The organism is Variovorax multivorans, from assembly GCF_051216835.1.
In the GTDB taxonomy this organism is placed as follows: Bacteria; Pseudomonadota; Gammaproteobacteria; order Burkholderiales; family Burkholderiaceae_C; genus Variovorax.
On sequence record NZ_JBPJZL010000028.1, the window covers coordinates 1 to 18,663 of the forward strand.

General features: G+C 66.5%; 16 protein-coding genes. 14 read left to right on the forward strand and 2 right to left on the reverse strand.

Going from position 1 to position 18,663, the window contains the following annotated elements; translation table 11 throughout:
- Positions 1–40: 40 nt before the first annotated feature.
- The 10 genes from ACSFCA_RS35180 (at position 41) to ygiD (ending at position 11,180) form a co-directional block, all read left to right on the forward strand.
- The gene (locus ACSFCA_RS35180) at positions 41–1,285 is read left to right on the forward strand and encodes a porin (RefSeq protein WP_258351060.1); all 1,245 of its coding nucleotides are present in this window, start codon (positions 41–43) and stop codon (positions 1,283–1,285) included.
- A 176-nt stretch (positions 1,286–1,461) separates the two neighbouring features.
- Entirely contained in the window at positions 1,462–2,442 is a 981-nt protein-coding gene (locus tag ACSFCA_RS35185) for an ABC transporter permease (RefSeq protein WP_435460933.1), read from the forward strand.
- Position 2,443: 1 nt separating this feature from the next.
- A complete protein-coding gene (locus tag ACSFCA_RS35190) occupies positions 2,444–3,715 on the forward strand; it encodes a M20 aminoacylase family protein (protein WP_435460932.1) in 1,272 nt (423 codons plus the stop codon).
- Between the two features lie 31 nt (positions 3,716–3,746).
- Complete coding sequence (locus ACSFCA_RS35195; RefSeq protein ID WP_258351058.1) at positions 3,747–5,330, forward strand: ABC transporter substrate-binding protein; 1,584 nt, start codon at positions 3,747–3,749, stop codon at positions 5,328–5,330.
- 71 nt (positions 5,331–5,401) lie between these two features.
- Positions 5,402–6,313, forward strand: a complete 912-nt coding sequence (locus ACSFCA_RS35200; RefSeq protein WP_093048339.1) for an ABC transporter permease — start codon at positions 5,402–5,404, stop codon at positions 6,311–6,313.
- Positions 6,314–6,341: 28 nt separating this feature from the next.
- A complete protein-coding gene (locus ACSFCA_RS35205) occupies positions 6,342–7,412 on the forward strand; it encodes an ABC transporter ATP-binding protein (RefSeq protein ID WP_435460931.1) in 1,071 nt (356 codons plus the stop codon).
- The gene (locus ACSFCA_RS35210; protein ID WP_435460930.1) at positions 7,409–8,404 is read left to right on the forward strand and encodes an ABC transporter ATP-binding protein; all 996 of its coding nucleotides are present in this window, start codon (positions 7,409–7,411) and stop codon (positions 8,402–8,404) included. Before ACSFCA_RS35205 ends, ACSFCA_RS35210 begins: the two co-directional genes overlap by 4 nt.
- A gap of 94 nt (positions 8,405–8,498) precedes the next feature.
- Positions 8,499–8,678 carry a DUF3311 domain-containing protein gene (locus tag ACSFCA_RS35215; RefSeq protein ID WP_435460929.1) on the forward strand — a complete coding sequence of 60 codons (180 nt, stop codon included), beginning with the start codon at positions 8,499–8,501 and terminating at the stop codon, positions 8,676–8,678.
- A complete protein-coding gene (gene mctP / locus ACSFCA_RS35220) occupies positions 8,678–10,183 on the forward strand; it encodes a monocarboxylate uptake permease MctP (RefSeq protein WP_307613819.1) in 1,506 nt (501 codons plus the stop codon). Before ACSFCA_RS35215 ends, mctP begins: the two co-directional genes overlap by 1 nt.
- Before the next feature lie 76 nt (positions 10,184–10,259).
- Positions 10,260–11,180, forward strand: coding sequence for a 4,5-DOPA-extradiol-dioxygenase (gene ygiD / locus ACSFCA_RS35225; RefSeq protein WP_435460928.1), 921 nt, complete (start codon positions 10,260–10,262; stop codon positions 11,178–11,180).
- 18 nt (positions 11,181–11,198) lie between these two features.
- Here the strand turns inward: ygiD and zwf are convergent, their stop codons facing one another.
- On the reverse strand, positions 11,199–12,671 hold the full coding sequence (gene zwf / locus ACSFCA_RS35230) for a glucose-6-phosphate dehydrogenase (protein WP_093048351.1): 1,473 nt from the start codon (positions 12,669–12,671) through the stop codon (positions 11,199–11,201).
- 168 nt (positions 12,672–12,839) lie between these two features.
- Between zwf and ACSFCA_RS35235 the strand changes: the two genes are divergently transcribed.
- Genes ACSFCA_RS35235 through ACSFCA_RS35250 form a run of 4 tightly spaced genes read left to right on the forward strand, consistent with a single transcriptional unit; the run spans position 12,840 to position 17,859 of the window.
- On the forward strand, positions 12,840–13,853 hold the full coding sequence (locus ACSFCA_RS35235) for an ABC transporter substrate-binding protein (protein WP_435460927.1): 1,014 nt from the start codon (positions 12,840–12,842) through the stop codon (positions 13,851–13,853).
- Positions 13,854–16,115 (forward strand): ABC transporter permease, encoded by a 2,262-nt coding sequence (locus tag ACSFCA_RS35240; RefSeq protein WP_435460926.1) that lies wholly within the window; start codon positions 13,854–13,856, stop codon positions 16,113–16,115.
- A 16-nt stretch (positions 16,116–16,131) separates the two neighbouring features.
- Positions 16,132–17,184: an ABC transporter ATP-binding protein gene (locus ACSFCA_RS35245; protein ID WP_258351051.1), complete on the forward strand. Its 1,053-nt coding sequence runs from the start codon at positions 16,132–16,134 to the stop codon at positions 17,182–17,184.
- A 12-nt stretch (positions 17,185–17,196) separates the two neighbouring features.
- Positions 17,197–17,859 carry an HAD family hydrolase gene (locus ACSFCA_RS35250; protein WP_258351050.1) on the forward strand — a complete coding sequence of 221 codons (663 nt, stop codon included), beginning with the start codon at positions 17,197–17,199 and terminating at the stop codon, positions 17,857–17,859.
- Here ACSFCA_RS35250 and ACSFCA_RS35255 read toward each other — a convergent pair.
- Entirely contained in the window at positions 17,805–18,473 is a 669-nt protein-coding gene (locus ACSFCA_RS35255) for a lipocalin family protein (protein ID WP_258351049.1), read from the reverse strand. The two genes, ACSFCA_RS35250 and ACSFCA_RS35255, sit on opposite strands and share 55 nt — an antisense overlap.
- Between the last annotated feature and the right edge of the window lie 190 nt (positions 18,474–18,663).

The following is an 18,663-nucleotide window of genomic DNA, read 5'->3' on the forward strand; positions in this document are numbered from 1 at the left end:
TCGCACCGGAGCCCTATGTTTAACCTTGGAGAAACTTGCAATGAAAAAATCTCTAGTTGCTCTGGCTGCCCTGGCTGTTGCCGGTGTTGCCTCGGCTCAGTCGTCCGTCACGCTGTTTGGTGTGGTCGACGCGTCGATCAGCGGCTATTCGAGCACCTCGCGTGACCTGAACCAGGCCACGCTCCTGAACCCGTTCTATCTGAACCAAGGCAGCCGCAAGGCCAGCCGCACGGAACTGGCTAACTCGGGTTACAACTCCAGCCGTCTGGGCTTCCGTGGTACGGAAGACCTCGGTGGTGGCCTGGCAGCCAGCTTCTGGCTCGAAGCCCCGATCAAGAATGATGACGGCTCTGAAGGTGTTGCAACGTTCGCTCGTCGCTCGACCGTCAGCCTGTCGGGTGGTTTCGGTGAAGTTCGCCTGGGTCGTGACTACACCGCCACGTTCTGGAACGACACCGTGTTCGATCCGTTCGGCACCAACGGCGTTGGCACCAACCTGATCTTCTCGTCCAGCAATCAGCTCGGCGCCTTCGGTACCCCCGCAGCGTCGACCGGCGCCGCCACCAACACCGGCACCAGCAACTACGTTCGCGCAAGCAACGTCGTTGGCTACTTCCTGCCGCCGAACCTGGGTGGTTTCTACGGTCAAGTGCAGTACGGCTTCGCAGAGAAGACCAAGTACAGCCCTGGTCTGTCTACGCCTAACGTGGCTAACAGCCAACGTCAAGGTCGTTACGTCGGTGGCCGCTTCGGCTACGCCAACGGTCCTCTGGACGTTGCGCTGGCTTATGGCAGCAGCACCGTGGGTGACGACTACTACGCCGGCACGACCACCAAGACCAACACGCTGAACCTGGGCGCTTCGTATGACTTCGGTCCCGTGAAGCTGTTCGGTGAACTGTCGAAGGTCAAGAACAAGGTTGACTACGAAGTGACGCCGCTGGCTGGTGGCCGTGCTGACACCGATGTGACCGGTTACCTGCTCGGCGCAACCGTGCCGGTCGGTGCTGGCCTGATCCGCGCTTCGTGGTCGCACGTCAAGTACGACCTGAACACGCCTACCACGCTGTTCGGTGTGAACACGCCTGATCCCAAGGCCAACAAGCTGGCTCTGGGCTACGTGCACAACCTGTCGAAGCGCACGGCTCTGTACGCAACGGTTGCTCGCATCAGCAACAAGAACGGCGCAGCTCTGACCGTTGGCGGCCCTTCGTTCGTGACCACCGGTGGCTTCACGCCCCGTTCGTCCACCGGCTACGACTTCGGTATCCGTCACGCTTTCTAATTTGACGCTGGCGTAAGCCAGCTTCGAATCAAAAGCTCGAAAGCCACTCGACGAAAGTCGAGTGGCTTTTTTTCGTCTGGGCATCCTTGGGGAAATCACGAGGCGCACCCCCGGGGAACCACCGTGCGGGCACGCACCTTGCACTGCTAGCATGCCCCGTTCACTCCGCTCGATGAATGATTGCCTTTGTACTGCGCCGCCTGATCCAGGCCGTGATCGTGATGATCGCGGTCGCGTTCATCGCCTTCCTCCTATTCCAATACGTCGGCGACCCCGTCGTGTTCCTGCTGGGGCAAGACGCCAAGCCTGAGCAGATCCGCGAGCTGCGCGCCGCATTGGGGCTCGATCAGCCCTTCTTCGTGCAGTTCTGGCACTTCCTCGTCAATGCTGCACAAGGCGAGTTCGGCCTGAGCCTGCGCCAGGGTGCAAAGGTGTCGCGCCTCATCGGCGAGCGCTTCCCCGCCACGCTCGAACTCGCGCTCGTCGCGGCCGTGCTGGCGCTGTTCGTTGGCATTCCGATGGGCGTCTACACCGCGCTGCGCCGCGGCACTTTCATGAGCCAGGTGTTCATGACCGTGTCGCTGCTCGGCGTGTCCTTGCCCACCTTCCTGATCGGCATCCTGCTGATCCTCGTCTTCGCGGTCACGCTGGGGTGGTTCCCGAGCTTCGGCCGCGGCGAGACAGTGAAGCTCGGCTGGTGGACCAGCGGCCTCTTCAGCGCCGACGGCTGGCAGCACATCGTGTTGCCGGCGGTGACGCTGGCGATCTTCCAGCTCACGCTGATCATGCGGCTGGTGCGCGCCGAGATGCTCGAGGTGCTGCGCACCGACTACATCAAGTTCGCGCGTGCACGGGGCCTGACGAACCGCGCCATCCACTTCGGCCACGCGCTCAAGAACACGCTGGTGCCCGTGATGACCATCACCGGCCTGCAGCTCGGCGGCCTGATTGCCTTCGCGATCATCACCGAGTCGGTGTTCCAGTGGCCCGGCATGGGCCTGCTGTTCATCCAGGCCGTGACCTTCGCCGACATTCCGGTGATGGCGGCCTACCTGTGCCTCATTGCCCTGATCTTCGTGGTGATCAACCTCGTGGTCGACCTGCTGTATTTCGTGGTCGATCCGCGATTGCGCGTCGGCAAGGCGGGAGGGCACTGACATGATGGCAGCGACAGCAGAGGCCCCGCGCCTGAAGGCCTCCGGCCGCGCGTTCGCGCACATCGCGAACTTCTATCCCGAGATCACGGCTTTCCGCCGCGACCTGCACGCGCACCCCGAGCTCGGCTTCGAAGAGGTCTACACCTCCGGCCGCGTGCGCGAGGCCCTGCGCGCCTGCGGTGTCGACGAAATCCACGAAGGCATCGGCAAGACCGGCGTGGTCGGCATCATCCGCGGCCGCTCGACGGCCAGCGGCCGCATGATCGGCCTGCGTGCCGACATGGACGCGCTGCCCATGCGCGAAGACAACGACTTCGGCTGGCGCTCCGCCAGCGAGGGCCTCATGCACGGCTGCGGCCACGACGGCCACACCGCCATGCTGGTCGGCGCCGCGCGCTACCTGGCCGAGACGCGCGACTTCGACGGCACCGCCGTGCTCATCTTCCAGCCCGGCGAAGAAGGCTTCGCCGGCGCGCGCGTGATGATCGAGGACGGCCTGTTCGACCGCTTCCCGGTCAACGCCGTCTACGCGATGCACAACTGGCCCGCCATGCCGGCCGGCACCGTCGGCATCAACCGCGGCGCGATGATGGCCGCGGCCGACCGCATCACCATCAGCATCAAGGGCAAGGGCGGCCACGGCGCGCACGCCTACCAGACCGTCGACCCCGTGATCGTCGCGGCGCACATCATCACGGCGGCGCAAACCATCGTCTCGCGCAACGTGCGCCCGATCGATGCGGCCGTCATCAGCATCTGCGCGATGCAGGCCGGCGATCTCGGCGCGATGAGCGTGGTGCCGGGCGAGGCCACGCTGGTCGGCACCGTGCGCACCTTCAGCGCGCGCGTGCAGGCGCAGATCGAGCAGCGGCTGAACGAGCTGTGCGCGGCCATTGCCTCGGGCTTCGGCGCCAGCGCCAGCATCAAGTACGAGCGCATCTACCCCGCCACCATCAACACCGCGCCCGAGGCCATGTTCGCGGCCGACGTGGCCGAGTCGCTGGTCGGCGCGAAGAATGTCGAGCGAAGCATGGAGCCCAGCATGGGCGCCGAAGATTTCTCTTTCATGTTGCAGAAGAAAGCCGGCGCCTACTTGCGCATCGGCCAGGACGTGCGCGACGGCGCCTACCTGCACAACAGCCGCTACGACTTCAATGACGAGATCCTGCCGCTCGGCGCCGCGCTGCATGCCGGCCTGATCGAGCAGGGCATGCCGCTTGCCGTTACCCGCGGTGCGCAGCCAGGGAAAGCCGCCGCTACCGCGGCGACGTGATGTGTTTGATTTCAACCCGAGGAGTGTTCCCATGAGTTTCAGGAAAAGTGTGGCTGCGGCCGCCGTTTTGTGCGCCCTGAGCGCTGTCAGCATGGTCGCCGGCGCGCAGACCATTCGCATCGCGAACCAGGGGGACGCGCTATCGCTGGACCCGCACTCGCTCAACGAATCGCTGCAGCTGAGCGTGACCGCCAACGTCTATGAAACCCTCGTGGGCCGCAACAAGGACCTGAGCCTTGCACCGCTGCTGGCCACCAGCTGGAAGCAGACCTCGCCGAACGTCTGGCGCTTCGAACTGCGCAAGGGCGTGACCTTCCATGACGGCACCCCGTTCTCCGCCGACGACGTGGTGTTCAGCTTTGCGCGCGCCCAGGGCGACGGCTCCGACTTGCGCGCCACGCTGAGCGACATCAAGGCCGTGCGCAAGGTTGGCGACCTCGCAGTCGAGATCGAAACCAACGGCCCCTTCCCCATCCTGCCCGACGTGATCTCGCTCACCATGATCATGAGCAAGAAGTGGTGCGAGGAAAACCAGGCCACCAAGCCGGTGGACCGCCGCAAGGGCATCGAGAACACCGCCTCGTTCAAGGCCAACGGCACCGGCCCGTTCCGCGTGCGCGAACGCCAGCCCAACGTGCGCACCGTGTTCACGCGCAACGGCACCTACTGGGGCAAGATCGACGGCAACGCGCAAGAGATCATCTTCACGCCCATCGCCAACCCAGCCACCCGCGTGGCCGCATTGGTCTCTGGCGAAGTCGACGTGATGGAGCCCGTGCCGGTGCAGGACATCGCCCGCATCAACGCCGCGCCCAACGCACGCGTGATCACCGGCCCCGAGATGCGCACCATCTTCCTGGGCATGGACCAGAAGCGCGACGAGCTGCAGTACTCGAACATCAAGGGTAAGAACCCGTTCAAGGACAAGCGCGTTCGCCAGGCCTTCTACCAGGCCATCGACATCGTCGGCATCCAGAAGACCGTGATGCGCGGCGCCTCCAAGCCCACCGGCCTGCTGGTCGGCCCTGGCATCAACGGCTGGAGCGCCGACCAGGACAAGCGCTTGCCCTACGACGTCGAGGCGGCCAAGAAGCTGCTGACCGAAGCCGGCTACCCGAACGGCTTCGAGGTGTCGCTGAACTGCCCGAACGACCGCTACGTGAACGACGGCCAGATCTGCCAGAGCGTTGCCTCCAACCTCGCGAAGATCGGCGTCAAGATCAACCTCGTGGCCGAGACCAAGGGCACCTACTTCCCGAAGGTGCTGCGCCGCGACACCAGCTTCTACATGCTGGGCTGGACCCCGACCACCTACGACTCGCACAACGCGCTGAGCTCGCTCACCTCCTGCCCCGACGACAAGGGCACCGGCCAGTTCAACCTGGGTGCGTACTGCAACCCCAAGCTCGACGAGCTGACCAAGAAGATCCAGTCCGAGAGCGACAAGGCCAAGCGCAACGAGCTGATCAAGGAGGCGTTCAAGATGCACGCCGACGACATCGGCCACCTGCCGCTGCATCAGCAGTCGCTGGCCTGGGGCGTGAGCAAGAAGGTCGAGCTGGTGCAACTGGCCGACAACTTCATGTACTTCAAGTGGATGAGCATCAAGCCGTGATCCCGCCGGCCGCCCGCAAGGCGGCCTGACCATGGGCCCGCTTCTTGCGGGCCCATTCCTTTTGCCTCACGATGAAAAAAACACTCGCCCGTTGGCTCGACAGCGATGTCGGCTACAGCTTTCGCACATCGCCCGTGGCCATTGGCGCGGCGCTGATCGCGCTGGTCTGCGTGGTCTGCGCGGTGTTCGCCGGATGGGTGTCGCCGCACAACCCCTTCGACCTCGCCACCCTCGAGCTCAGCGACGCGCGCCTGCCGCCCGCATGGAGCGCCGAAGGTTCGGCCAAGTACCTGCTGGGCACCGATGACCAGGGCCGCGACATTCTCTCGGCCGTCATCTACGGCGCACGCATCTCGCTGATCGTCGGCCTGGTGTCGGTGGTGCTGTCGGTGGCGGTCGGCGTGGTGCTGGGCCTGCTCGCCGGCTTCTTCGGCGGCTGGCTCGACTCGTTCCTCATGCGCGTGTGCGACGTGATGCTGTCGTTTCCGCCCATCCTGGTGGCACTGCTCATTGCCGGCGTCGGCCGCGCGCTCTTTCCCGGCGCGCACGAGTCGCTGGCCTTCGGCGTGCTGATCATTTCCATCTCGCTGACCGGCTGGGTGCAGTACGCGCGCACGGTGCGCGGCTCCACGCTGGTGGAGCGCAACAAGGAATACGTGCAGGCCGCGCGCGTCACCGGCGTGGCGCCGATGCGCATCATGTTGCGCCACGTGCTACCCAATGTGATGGGGCCGGTGATGGTGCTGGCCACGATCCAGGTGGCGACCGCGATCATCACCGAGGCCACGCTGTCGTTTCTCGGCGTGGGCGTGCCGCCGACTTCGCCTTCGCTGGGCACGCTCATCAGCATCGGCAACCAGTACCTGTTTTCGGGCGAATGGTGGATCACGGTGTTTCCGGGCCTGATGCTGGTGCTGATCGCACTCAGCGTGAACCTGCTCGGCGACTGGCTGCGCGACGCGCTCAATCCGCGTCTGCGCTGAAGAGAAGAAAGATTAGGAGAACGCCACCATGACGCTGCTCCAGGTCAAAGACCTCGTCGTCGAATTTCCGCACCGCCGCGGCACGCTGCGCGCGCTCGACCGCATTTCATTCGACATCGCGCCCGGCGAAATCCTCGGCGTGGTGGGCGAATCGGGCGCCGGCAAGTCGCTCACGGGTGCGGCCATCATCGGCTTGCTCGAACCGCCGGGCCGCGTGGCCGGCGGCGAGATCCTGCTGGAGGGCCAGCGCATCGACAACCTCGGCTTCGATGCGATGCGGCCCATTCGCGGCCGCAAGATCGGCGCGATTTTTCAAGACCCGCTGACCTCGCTGAACCCGCTCTACACCGTGGGCCGGCAGCTGACAGAGACCATCCGCGCCCACCTGCCCGTGACTGAAAGCGAAGCGCGCAAGCGCGCCATCAGCCTGCTGCAGGACACCGGAATTCCCGCCGCCGAGCAGCGCATCGATCACTTCCCGCACCAGTTCTCGGGCGGGATGCGGCAGCGCGTGGTGATCGCATTGGCGCTTGCGGCCGAGCCAAAGCTCATCGTGGCCGACGAGCCGACCACCGCGCTCGACGTGTCGATCCAGGCGCAGATCATCCAGTTGCTCAAGCAGATCTGCAAAGACCGCGGCGCGGCGGTGATGCTGATCACGCACGACATGGGCGTGATCGCTGAAACCTGCGACCGCGTGGCCGTGATGTATGCGGGCCGCATCGCCGAGATCGGCCCGGTGCACGAAGTGATCCACCAGCCCGCGCACCCCTACACCTCGGGCCTGATGGCATCGATTCCCGACATGACGAGCGACCGCGAGCGGCTCAACCAGATCGACGGCGCGATGCCACGGCTCAACGCCATTCCCACGGGCTGCGCCTACAACCCGCGCTGCCCGCGCACCTTTGCGCGCTGCCTCACCGAGCGGCCCGAGCTCATGCATGCTGGCGCCACGCGCGCCGCCTGCTGGCTGCACGATGCCGCCGATCCGCATGCCGGCCAGGCCGAGATTGCGGCACGGCACCACGACGCACTGGCGGCCGGTGAACGCGCCACGCCTGAAGCAGCCGAACCCATCGTGGAGGTGACACGATGAGCGAACCCCTCGTTGTCGCACACGACCTCGCGCGCACCTTCGACGTCTCGCCGCCCTGGCTCAACCGCGTGCTCGAACGCAAACCGCGCGTGCTGCTGCATGCGGTGGACGGCGTGAGCTTTTCTATCGAGCGCGGCAAGACGCTGGCGCTGGTGGGCGAATCGGGTTGCGGCAAGAGCACCGTGGCGCGCCTGCTGGTGGGCCTCTACGCGCCCACGCGCGGCGGCCTGCAGTTCGACGGACAGGACGCGCACGCCGCGTTCAAGACCCCCGAGGGACGCAAGCTGCGCCGCCGCATCCAGATGATCTTCCAGGACCCCTACGCGAGCCTCAACCCGCGCTGGATCGTCGAGGACATCATCGGCGAGCCGCTGCGCGAGCACGACATCCTGAGCGACAAGGCCGCGCTGCGCGAGCGCGTGGGCGAGCTGCTCAAGTCGGTCGGCCTCTCGCCGCTGGACATGAGCAAGTATCCGCACCAGTTCTCGGGCGGCCAGCGCCAGCGCATCTCGATTGCGCGCGCGCTCGCCACGCAGCCCGAGTTCCTGGTGTGCGACGAGCCCACCTCGGCGCTCGACGTGAGCGTGCAGGCGCAGGTGCTCAACATCATGAAGGACCTGCAGCGCGAGCAGGGCCTGACCTATCTCTTCATCTCGCACAACCTGGCCGTGGTGCGCCACGTGGCTGACCAGGTCGGCGTGATGTACCTGGGCCGGCTGGTCGAGGTGGCCGACAAGCAGAAGCTGTTCTCGGAGCCGCAGCACCCATACACCCGCATGCTGCTCGATGCCATTCCGCAGATGAAGCACACGGGCCGCTCGCGCACGCCAGTGCAGGGCGAGGTGCCGAACCCGCTGAACCCGCCCACGGGTTGCGCCTTTCATCCGCGCTGCCCGCATGCCAATGCGCGCTGCTCGGCGGAGCGGCCGAAGCTGCTGAGCATCAAGGGCGTGCAGGTGGCCTGCCATGCGGCAGAAGAGGGCCGCATCTAGCACGGCCGCTTAATCCGGGTCGGCGCCGCGTGTTCGGCTTCAGGTCTATAACCCCTTGGTGCTTTCGTAAAAATCACACCAAGGAGAACAGCACATGTGGGCCTTGCTCTTGTTGCCCTTCATCGGGCTTCTGTGGCTGCCGTTCTACAACAGCCCCTTGCCGGAGCTGTTCGGCTTTCCCTTCTTCTACTGGTACCAGCTGCTGTGGGTGCCTGTCACCGCGCTGCTGATCTGGATCGTCTACCGCAGCGGGTTTGAAGAGGGAGACGAATGATGGACGGCCAGATCAACTGGACCGCGCTGTCGGTCTTTGTCTTCTTCTTCGTGCTGGTCACGGTGATGGGCTTCTGGGCCTCGCGCTGGCAGAGCGGTGGCGCCAAGGGCAAGGGCGCGCACCTCGACGAATGGGGCCTTGGCGGGCGCAACTTCGGCACCTGGATCACCTGGTTCCTGGTGGGCGGCGACTTCTACACCGCCTACACGGTAATTGCCGTGCCGGCGCTGGTGTACGCCGTGGGCGCCTACGGCTTCTTCGCGCTGCCGTACACCATCCTCGTGTACCCGATCGTCTTCATCATCATGCCGAAGCTCTGGCATGCGGCACACAAGGCCGGGCACGTGACTGCCGCCGACGTGGTGTACGGGCGCTACGGCTCGCGTGCGCTGGAGCTGGCCATTGCCGTGACCGGCGTGGTCGCGACCATGCCCTACATCGCGCTGCAGCTGGTCGGCATGGAGGTCGTCATCAAGGCGCTGGGACTCACGGGCGAGCTGCCGCTGGCGGCGGCCTTCGTGATCCTGGCGCTCTACACCTACTCGGCGGGGCTGCGCGCGCCGGCGCTCATTGCCTTCGTGAAGGACCTGATGATCTACATCGTGGTGCTGGTGGCGGTGGTGCTGGTGCCGATGAAGCTTGGCGGCTACGGCAGTGTGTTCCACGCGGCCGGCGATGCCTTTGCGGCCAAGGGCGGCGCGACCGGGCTCACGCTCAAGCCGGCGCAGTACCTGCCGTATGCGAGCCTGGCGCTGGGCTCGGCGCTTGCGGCCTTCATGTATCCGCACACGCTCACCGGCATCTTCGCGGCCAAGAGTGCCAACACCATCCGCAAGAACGCCGTCTTCCTGCCGGCGTACACGGTGCTGCTGGGGCTCATCGCGCTGCTGGGCTACATGGCCTATGCGGCCCACCTCACGGTGAAGAGCAATAACGACGTGGTGCCGGCGCTCTTCAATGCGCTGTTTCCGTCGTGGTTCGCGGGCTTTGCGTTCGCGGCCATCGCCATTGGCGCGCTGGTGCCGGCGGCGGTGATGTCGATCGGTGCGGCCAACCTGTTCACGCGCAATTTCTGGAAGGCCTACGTGCGGCCCGACGTCACGCCGGCGGGCGAAGCCAAGGTCGCGAAGATCGTGTCGCTGGTGGTCAAGCTGGGGGCGCTGGTGTTCATCCTGTTCCTGCCGACCCAGTTCGCGCTCGACCTGCAGTTGCTGGGTGGGCTGTGGATCCTGCAGACCTTCCCCGCCGTGGTGTTCGGCCTGTTCTTCGGCTGGTTCCGTGCACCGGCGCTGTTGGCGGGCTGGGCTGTGGGGCTGCTCGGCGGTAGCTGGCTGGCGTTCTCGGACGGCATCAAGCCGGTCCACACCTTCGTGATCGGCGATGGCAGCTACACGCTCTACACCGGGCTGGCGGCGCTGGTGCTGAACATCGTGGTCGCGGTGGTGGTGCAACTCGTGGTCAAGGGAGCGCCGCTGCGTGAGGCGCCCGTGCTCGCGAGGAAGTAGGGCGGAACCATCGATCTTCGAAAAAAGTGTGCGCAAAGGCACCGCCTTGCGCCGAAAACTGTTGCAGAGTGCCGCCATGCCAATGACGACAACGCTTGCAACCTCCGAACTGGGCCGCCGCGGCTTCTTGATGGGCACCGCCCTTGGCGCGACCGCGGTGCTGGCCTCGCTGGCTTGCAGTGTGCAAGCTGCCGACGCACCTGCTGGTGGAGCTTCTCGCCGCATGCCGGTGATCTTCATCGGCCATGGCTCGCCGATGAACGCCATCAGCGACAACGCCTTCACGCGCCGGCTGTCGGCATGGGGCCGTGAACTGCCCCGGCCCTCGGCCATCCTCAGCGTGTCGGCGCACTGGCTCAGCCGCGGCGCCACCGGCGTCGGCATGCAGACGAGGCCTAAGACGATCCACGATTTCGGTGGCTTTCCGCAGGCGCTGTTCGACATCGAGTACCCGGCACCGGGCCACCCCGCACTTGCCCAGGAGACCGTCGGCGTGGTGAAGCAGACGCCGGTCATCGCCACCGAGCAATGGGGCCTCGACCACGGCACATGGTCGGTACTGAAGCACCTGTACCCCAAGGCCGACATTCCCGTGTTCCAGCTCAGCATCGACTACGACAAGCCGGCCGCTTTCCACTACGCGGTGGGCCGTGACCTTGCCGCGCTGCGCGACAAGGGCGTGCTGGTGATGGGCAGCGGCAACGTGGTGCACAACCTGCGCGCCACCGACCGCGGAACGCCCGACGGGCCCAGCGCCAGCCGTCCATGGGCACAGTCGTTCGACGATGCGGTGAAGTCCGCGCTGGCGGGCCGCGACGACCGCGCATTGGTCGACTACGCGAAGCTGGAAGGCGCATCGACTGCCGTGGCGATGCCTGACCATTACTACCCGTTTCTCTACGCGCTCGGCGCAGCCGGGAGCGGCGAGCGCGCGAAGACGGTCTACGAGGGATTCCAGTCGGGCACGCTCAGCATGCGTTGCCTGCAGTTCGGCTGAGCGCGACCGGCGCGGGCGTTACTGCTCTTCGCCCCAGGCGAAGCCGTCGCGCGCAATCATCGCGCTCGACGCGCTCGGGCCCCATGTGCCGGCCGCATAGGGGCGCGGGCCGCCGTCCGATTCCCAGCTGTCGATCAGCGGCTCGACCCAGCGCCATGCTTCTTCCTGCTCGTCGCTGCGCACGAACAGGTTCAGGCGGCCGTCGATCACGTCGAGCAGCAGGCGCTCATAGGCGCCCACGCGTTCGGCGCCGAAGCGCTTGTCGAAGTCGAGGTCGAGCTGCACCGGCGCCAGCTGCGCGGCCGCGCTCTGGTTGCCGTTGGTGCGCTGGCGGTTGTCCTGGGCCTGAGCGAGCATGTGCAGCTCCAATCCGTCCTTGGGCTGCAGGTTGATCACCAGCTTGTTGACGTTGCCTGCCGGCGCGCGATAAATCGCATGCGGCGTGGGCCTGAAGTTGACCTCGATGCGCGCGTCGCGCGAGGCCAGCCGCTTGCCGGTGCGGATGTAGAAGGGCACGCCGGCCCAGCGCCAGTTGGCGATTTCGGTGCGCAGCGCCACGAAGGTTTCGGTGCGGCTGTCGGGGTTCACGCCCGGCTCGTCGCGGTAGCCCTGCACCCGCTCGCCGTAGGCCGTGCCGGCCGTGTACTGGCCGCGCACCGTGTGCAGGCCCAGGCTCTCCGGCGTCCAGGGCTTGAGGGCGCGCAGCACCTTGAGTTTTTCGTCGCGGATGGCGTCGGCGTGCGAGTTGATCGGCGGCTCCATGGCCACGGCGCACAGCAGCTGCAGCGCGTGGTTCTGCACCATGTCGCGCAGTGCGCCGGTCTGGTCGTAGAAGGCGCCGCGCTTTTCCACGCCCAGGTCTTCGGCGATGGTGATCTGGATGTTGGAGATGTGCTCGCGGCGCCAGATGGGCTCGAACAGCGCATTGCCGAAGCGCATGGCGAACAGGTTCTGCACCGAAGGCTTGCCGAGGTAGTGGTCGATGCGAAAGACCTGCTTTTCTTCGAGCACCTTGCCAACGGCGGAGTTGATGGCGCGGTTGGAAGCCAGGTCATGGCCCAGTGGCTTCTCCAGCACGATGCGGGTCCTGGAGCCATTGAGCCCGGCCGCCGCGATCTGCTCGACCACCTGGGTGAAGAGCGCGGGCGCCGTGGCCACGTACATCACTACCGTCTTGGCGTCGCGCTGGTTGAGCAGGCTCGCCAGGCGGGCATAGTCGTCGGGCTTCGAGAGGTCCATGCGCAGGTAGTGCAGCATGGAGGCGAACTTCTCGAACTCCTCGGGCGAGGGCCGCTTGGCGCCTTCGACCGCCTTGAAGCGCGACTGGATCAGCTCCCGGTACTGGTCGTCCGACAGGTCGTCCCGCGCCACGCCGACGATGCGGCCGTCAGGTGGCAGGCTGCCGTGCCGGAATGCCTGGAACAGCGCGGGCATCAGCTTGCGCCACGCGAGATCGCCAGTACCGCCGAACAGAACGAGATCGAAGCTCATGATGAGAAAACTTTCCTTTGTCTGAGTGCCGAGGCAGGCTGCATGCGTCGCTGATGCGACATGCGCCAGTCGCGATGGTACTTGTACCGATTCAAGAGACCTGTACTAAAGCTACGCTGCCCCATGGCCGCGAGGCCTTTTTTTATTGCACAGAGGTGGAGAGACCCAATGAAGAGCAAGATTCTCACCGCAGCCGCGCTGCTCGGCCTGTCGGCCGCCGCGTCGGCCCAGACCGTCAACGTGATCTGCTCGGTGCAGGCCGAATGGTGCAACGTGATCTCCACCGTCTATGCCCGTACCACCGGCGTGCGCATCAACATGGCGCTCAAGGGCTCGGGCGAAGCGCTGGCCCAGCTGATTGCCGAGAAGGACAACCCCAAGACCGACATCTGGTTCGGTGGCACCGGCGATCCGCACCTGCAGGCGGCCGAGCAGGGGCTCACGCTCGAATACAAGTCGCCCACGCTGTCGCAGCTGCACCCCTGGGCCCAGCAGCAGGCCAAGCAGTCGGGCTACAAGACGGTCGGCATCTATTCGGGCCCGCTGGGCTTCGGCTACAACCCCGAGCTGCTGGCCAAGAAGAAGCTGCCGGTGCCCAAGACCTGGGCCGACCTGCTCAAGCCCGAGTACAAGGGCGACATCCAGGTGGCCAACCCCGCATCGAGCGGCACGGCCTACACCATGATCGCCACGCTGGTTCAGATGATGGGCGAGGACAAGGCCTTCGACTACCTCAAGGCGCTGCACAAGAACGTGGGCCAGTACACCCGCTCGGGTACCGGCCCGATCAAGGCGGTGGCACGCGGCGAAACCGCCATCTCCATCAGCTTCGTGCATGACGGCCCCGGCGAGAAGATGCAGGGCTTTCCGGTCGAGACCATCACGCCGAGCGACGGCACCGGCGCCGAGATCGGCTCCATGAGCATCATCAAGGGCGCGCGCAACCTCGATGCCGCCAAGAAGTTCTACGAATGGGCACTGACGCCCGCTGCGCAGGAGCTGGGCGCTGCCAACAAGCAGTTCCAGCTGCCGAGCAACATCAACGCCAAGCTCGACCCGCGCATTCCCGATTTCAAGAAGATCAAGTTCATCAACTACGACTACGCCAAGTACGGCGCCAGCGTCGAGCGCCGCCGCCTGATTGCGCGCTGGGAAAAAGACGTCAATTCGCTGCCGCGTTAAGTGGAAGCGCGTTCAGTCGCTGAAAGCGCGCCGGTCAATCCGGCGTCGCTGGCTGCCATCCGGCGCTCGCGGCGCTGGATCTGGGCGTGGGTCGCGCTGGGCCTTGCGGCGTACCTGCTGCTGCCTTGGTATGCGATTCAGGATGCCACCTGGTACGAAGCCGTTCCGCAGGTCTTCGGCCAGGCGGAGGGCGCCAACGGCCTGATGCAGGCGGCTACGCAGGGCCGCAGCTGGCTCTTCATCGGCCTTGCGGGGCTGGTGATGTGCGCCGTGGGCGCGTGGCTGCCGGCGGGGCGGGCACAAGGGCGCTGGTTGCTGGCGGGCGGCGCGATCGGTGCCATCGGGCTTGCCGTCACGGGCTTTGCCATCGGCGCGCGGGGCTGGAGCTTTGCGGCGCTCAACGCGCAGTTCGGCGAGCTGGCCATCAACCAGTTCGGCATCGGCGCGGGCGGCTTCGTGGCGCTCACCGCGCTGGTGCTGCTGGCGGCCTTCGGCATTGCGCGGCTGGGTCTCTTCAAGGGCGACCTGTTCGTGTCCGCCGCGGTCATCGGCTGCGGCGTGCTGATGGCGCTGTTCATTGCCTATCCGGTGAGCAAGGCGTTGTCCGGTGCGTTCTTCAATGAGGACGGGCAGTGGTCGATCACCGCGTTCGTCGCGCGCGTGTTCACCGAGCGCATCTGGGGCCTTGGCTGCCTCTCCGGCGGCGTGCGCTGCGGCGTGGCGTGGAACACGCTGGTGCTGGCCCTGCTCACGGCTGCCGGCACCACCTTCCTCGGCACGCTGATGGCGCTGATGGCCGAGCGCGGCAGCAAGCGCGGGCAGGGCGCGCTGCGGGTGCTGGCGTTGCTGCCGATCATCACGCCGCCCTTCGTGGTGGGCCTCGGGCTCATCTTGCTGTTCGGCCGCGCCGGCATCGTCAACCAGGTGCTGGAGAACGTGTTCGGCATCGAGCCCACGCGCTGGTTCTACGGCATGCCGGGCGTGCTGGTGGCGCAGCTGTTCGCGTTCACGCCCATCGCCTTCATGATCATGCGCGGCGTGGTGCAGGGCATTGCGCCCAGCCTCGAGGAAGCCGCGCAGATGCTGCGCGCCGACCGCCGGCGCACCTTCTTCACCATCACGCTGCCGCTCTTGAAGCCGGGGCTGGCCAACGCCTTCCTGGTGGGTTTCATCGAGAGCATTGCCGACTTCGGCAACCCGGTGGTGGTGGGCGGGCAGTTCTCGGTGCTGTCGACCGATATCTTCTTTGCCATCGTCGGCGCGCAGTATGACCAGGGCCGTGCGGCCTCGCTGGCCTGGGTGCTCACGCTGTTCGCGCTCGGCGTATTCGCGCTGCAGCGCGGCGTGCTGGGCAAGCAGAACTACACCACCGTGAGCGGCAAGGGCGACGCCGGCATCGCGATGGCGCTGCCCGACGGCGTGCGCCGCACCATCTACTGCATTGCCTTGCCGTGGATCGCGTTTACCGCCGTGGTGTACCTGTTCGCCTTCGCGGGCGGCTTCGTGCAGACCTGGGGACGCGACTACAGCTTCACGCTGAACCACTTCAAGAACGCGTTTGCGCTCGAGTGGGGGCAGTTCGGGTTGGTGTGGGCTGGCACGGCGTGGAACTCGCTGATCACCACACTCAAGCTGGCGGGCATCTCGGCGCCCATTACCGCGGCGCTGGGCCTGCTGATTGCGTGGCTGCTGGCGCGCAACGAGTTCAGGGGGCAGGGGCTGTTTGAGTTCGGTGCGCTGCTGGCCTTTGCCATTCCGGGCACGGTGCTGGGCGTGAGCTACATCCTGGCTTTCAACGTGCCGCCTTTCGAGCTCACGGGCACGGGGCTCATCATCGTGCTGTGCTTCATGTTCCGGAACCTGCCGGTGGGCGTGCGGGCTGGCACGGCCGCCTTCAAGCAGCTGGACCGCTCGCTCGACGAGGCCTCGCTGGTGCTGCGCGCCTCGACCTCGCAGACGCTCTTCAAGGTGGTGCTGCCGCTGCTCAAACCCGCGCTGGTGGCCGCGCTGGTCTACAGCTTCGTGCGTGCCATGACGACGGTGAGCGCGGTGATCTTCCTGGTCACGGCGGAGAACGAGCTGGCCACCACCTACATCATCGGCCGCGTCGGCAACGGCGACTACGGCATCGCGCTGGCGTACTGCACGGTGCTCATGATCCTGATGTCGCTGGCCATTGCGCTGGTGCAGTGGGTGGTCGGGGAGCGCAAGCTTGGGCGGCGCAAGGCGGGTGTGCCGGTTGTGCCCGCGCCCGTGCATTGAAACGAGAGAACCAGACATGAGCAACGGCATCGAATTCCGCAACGTCACCAAGCGCTACGGCGCCGACAAGAACGCGCCGCTGGCCGTCAAGGGCATCAGCTTCGAAGTACCGGTGGGCACGCTCACCACCATCCTCGGGCCCTCGGGCTGCGGCAAGACGACCACGCTGCGGATGATCGCGGGGCTCGAATCGCCGACCTCGGGCTCGATCTTCATGGGCGGGCGCGACGTCACCACGCTCGGCCCGGCCGAGCGCAACGTCAGCATGATGTTCCAGAGCTACGCGCTGTTCCCGCACATGAACGTGATCGAGAACGTGAGCTACGGCCTGCGCATGAGCGGCGTGAAGAAGGACGAGGCCACGTCGCGGGCACGCGAGGCGCTGCGAGGCGTGGGCCTGGTCGGCTTCGACGAGCGCCTGCCCAGCGAGCTTTCGGGCGGCCAGCAGCAGCGCGTGGCGCTGGCGCGCGCGCTGGTGCTCGAACCGGCGGTGCTGCTGTTCGACGAGCCGCTGTCGAACCTCGACGCCCGGCTGCGCCGCGAGATGCGCGAGGAGATCCGCGCGCTGCAGCAGCGGCTGAAGCTCACGGTGGCCTACGTCACGCACGACCAGAGCGAGGCGCTGGCCGTGAGCGACCAGATCATCGTGATGGACCACGGCGTGATTGCCCAGCGCGGCACGCCCGAGCAACTCTACGGGCGACCGGAGAGCGAGTTCGTCGCCGGCTTCATGGGCGAGGCGATGGTGTTTCCCGCCACGGCGCAAGCCGACGGCAGCGTGGCGCTCGGCCCGCTGCGCCTGCAGCCGCGCTATGCGGTGGCGCCCGGCACGGTGAAGGTGGCGGTGCGGCCCGAAGCCTGGCAGATCGGCGCCATTGGCGCGGCGGACGGCCTTCCGGCCACGCTGCGCAAGGCCGCCTACCTCGGCAGCTTCTACGAATACGGCTTCGACACCACCCTGGGGCCGGTCTTCGTGGTGTCGACCGACCTGTCCCGCCCGCTGGCTGCCGGCGCGCAGGCCACGCTGTCCCTGGGAGCCCATGGCGTGAGCGTGGTGCCCGGCGCATGAAACAATGGCGCCATGAACGTGGTTTTCGACTTGGGCGCCGTGCTGTTCGCATGGGAGCCCACACGGCTGGTACAGGCCCATCTCGCCCAACACGCACCCACTGAAGCCGCTGCGGCGGCCCTGGGCAGGGCGCTTTTTCATCACGACGACTGGACGGGTTTCGACTGCGGCACCCGCACGCTGGACGACGCCATCGCCCGCATGACGGCGCGGCTGTCGCTGCCGGCCGGGCCGCTTCACGCCATGCTCGAAGGGCTGGGCGAGCGGCTGGAGCCGATCGGCGTCACGGTCGACATGCTCGAACAGCTGATCGCCCACCGCGAAGCCGGCCAGCCGCTGCGCCTGTACTACCTGTCGAACATGCCCGCACCGTACGCCCGCGCCATCGAGCGCCGGCACACATTCATGCAGCGCTTCGACGGTGGCGTGTTCTCGGGTGACGTGAAGTTCCTCAAGCCCGAGCGCGAGATCTACGAAGTGCTGGCGATGCGCTACCGCCTCGACCCGGCACAGACCGTGTTCATCGACGATTCGGCTGCCAACGTGGAGGCGGCGCGTGCCTTCGGCTGGCACGCCATTCATTGCACCGCGCCGGCCGTGCTGCCGTCGCAGCTGCAGCGCTACCTGCCGGTGAGCACCACCTTGTCGGTGTCGAACCCCAGGCTGCGGGCGTAGTCCAGCTCCGCGCGCAGCACGGCCTCGTCCAGGCGCGGCGCGCGCGATAGCACCCACAGGTATTGGCGGTCGGGCGTGCCGACCAGCGAAACCTGATAGTCGCGGTCGAGCTTCAGGATCCAGTAGTCACCCCAGACCATCGGCAGCCAGCCGAGCCACGCTGGCGCAAAGCGCACCTGGAGGCGGCCCGCGCCTGGCTGGCCTGCCACCGGCACCACGCGGGCAGCACCGATGGCCTCGTCGAAGTTGCCGTCTTCCCGCACGCAGCGATTGAGCACCTGCACGGTGCCCCCAGGCTGCGGGGTGTACTCGGCGACCACGGGGCCGGCGCATTGTTTCTGGAAGCGGTTCGGCAGGCGGGCTTGCTCGTGCCAGATGCCCGCATAGCGCTGCAGATCGACCGGCGCCACCACCTGCAGCGGCGCGCGCATCAGCGGTGCGCCGTCGGCCGGGCCGGCCGGCCGGGCGCGTGCGGTGCGCGCCGCGTCCATGGCGAACCAGGTGGCCACGCCGCCCACGACGAAGGCCGTGGCCATTGCGCCGATCGCACTACTGGTGCGGCGGTCGTCGAAAGGCCGGCCGGTGGTGGCGTCGGCGCGCGTGCGAGGGGTCATGAGGCACTCCTGAGGGATGAAGACATTCGGCGTAAAACAGGCTAGCCAAGGGCAGGGCACGCGCCCGTCAGCCACGGACCACAGGCGATGTAGGGCGGGGAGGCCGGACAGCGGCGACAACCACACGGGCATCAGGCCGATGGAGCCGCGTGAAAACCCGTGCTACGGTGCGCATGAAAACATCGGCCGA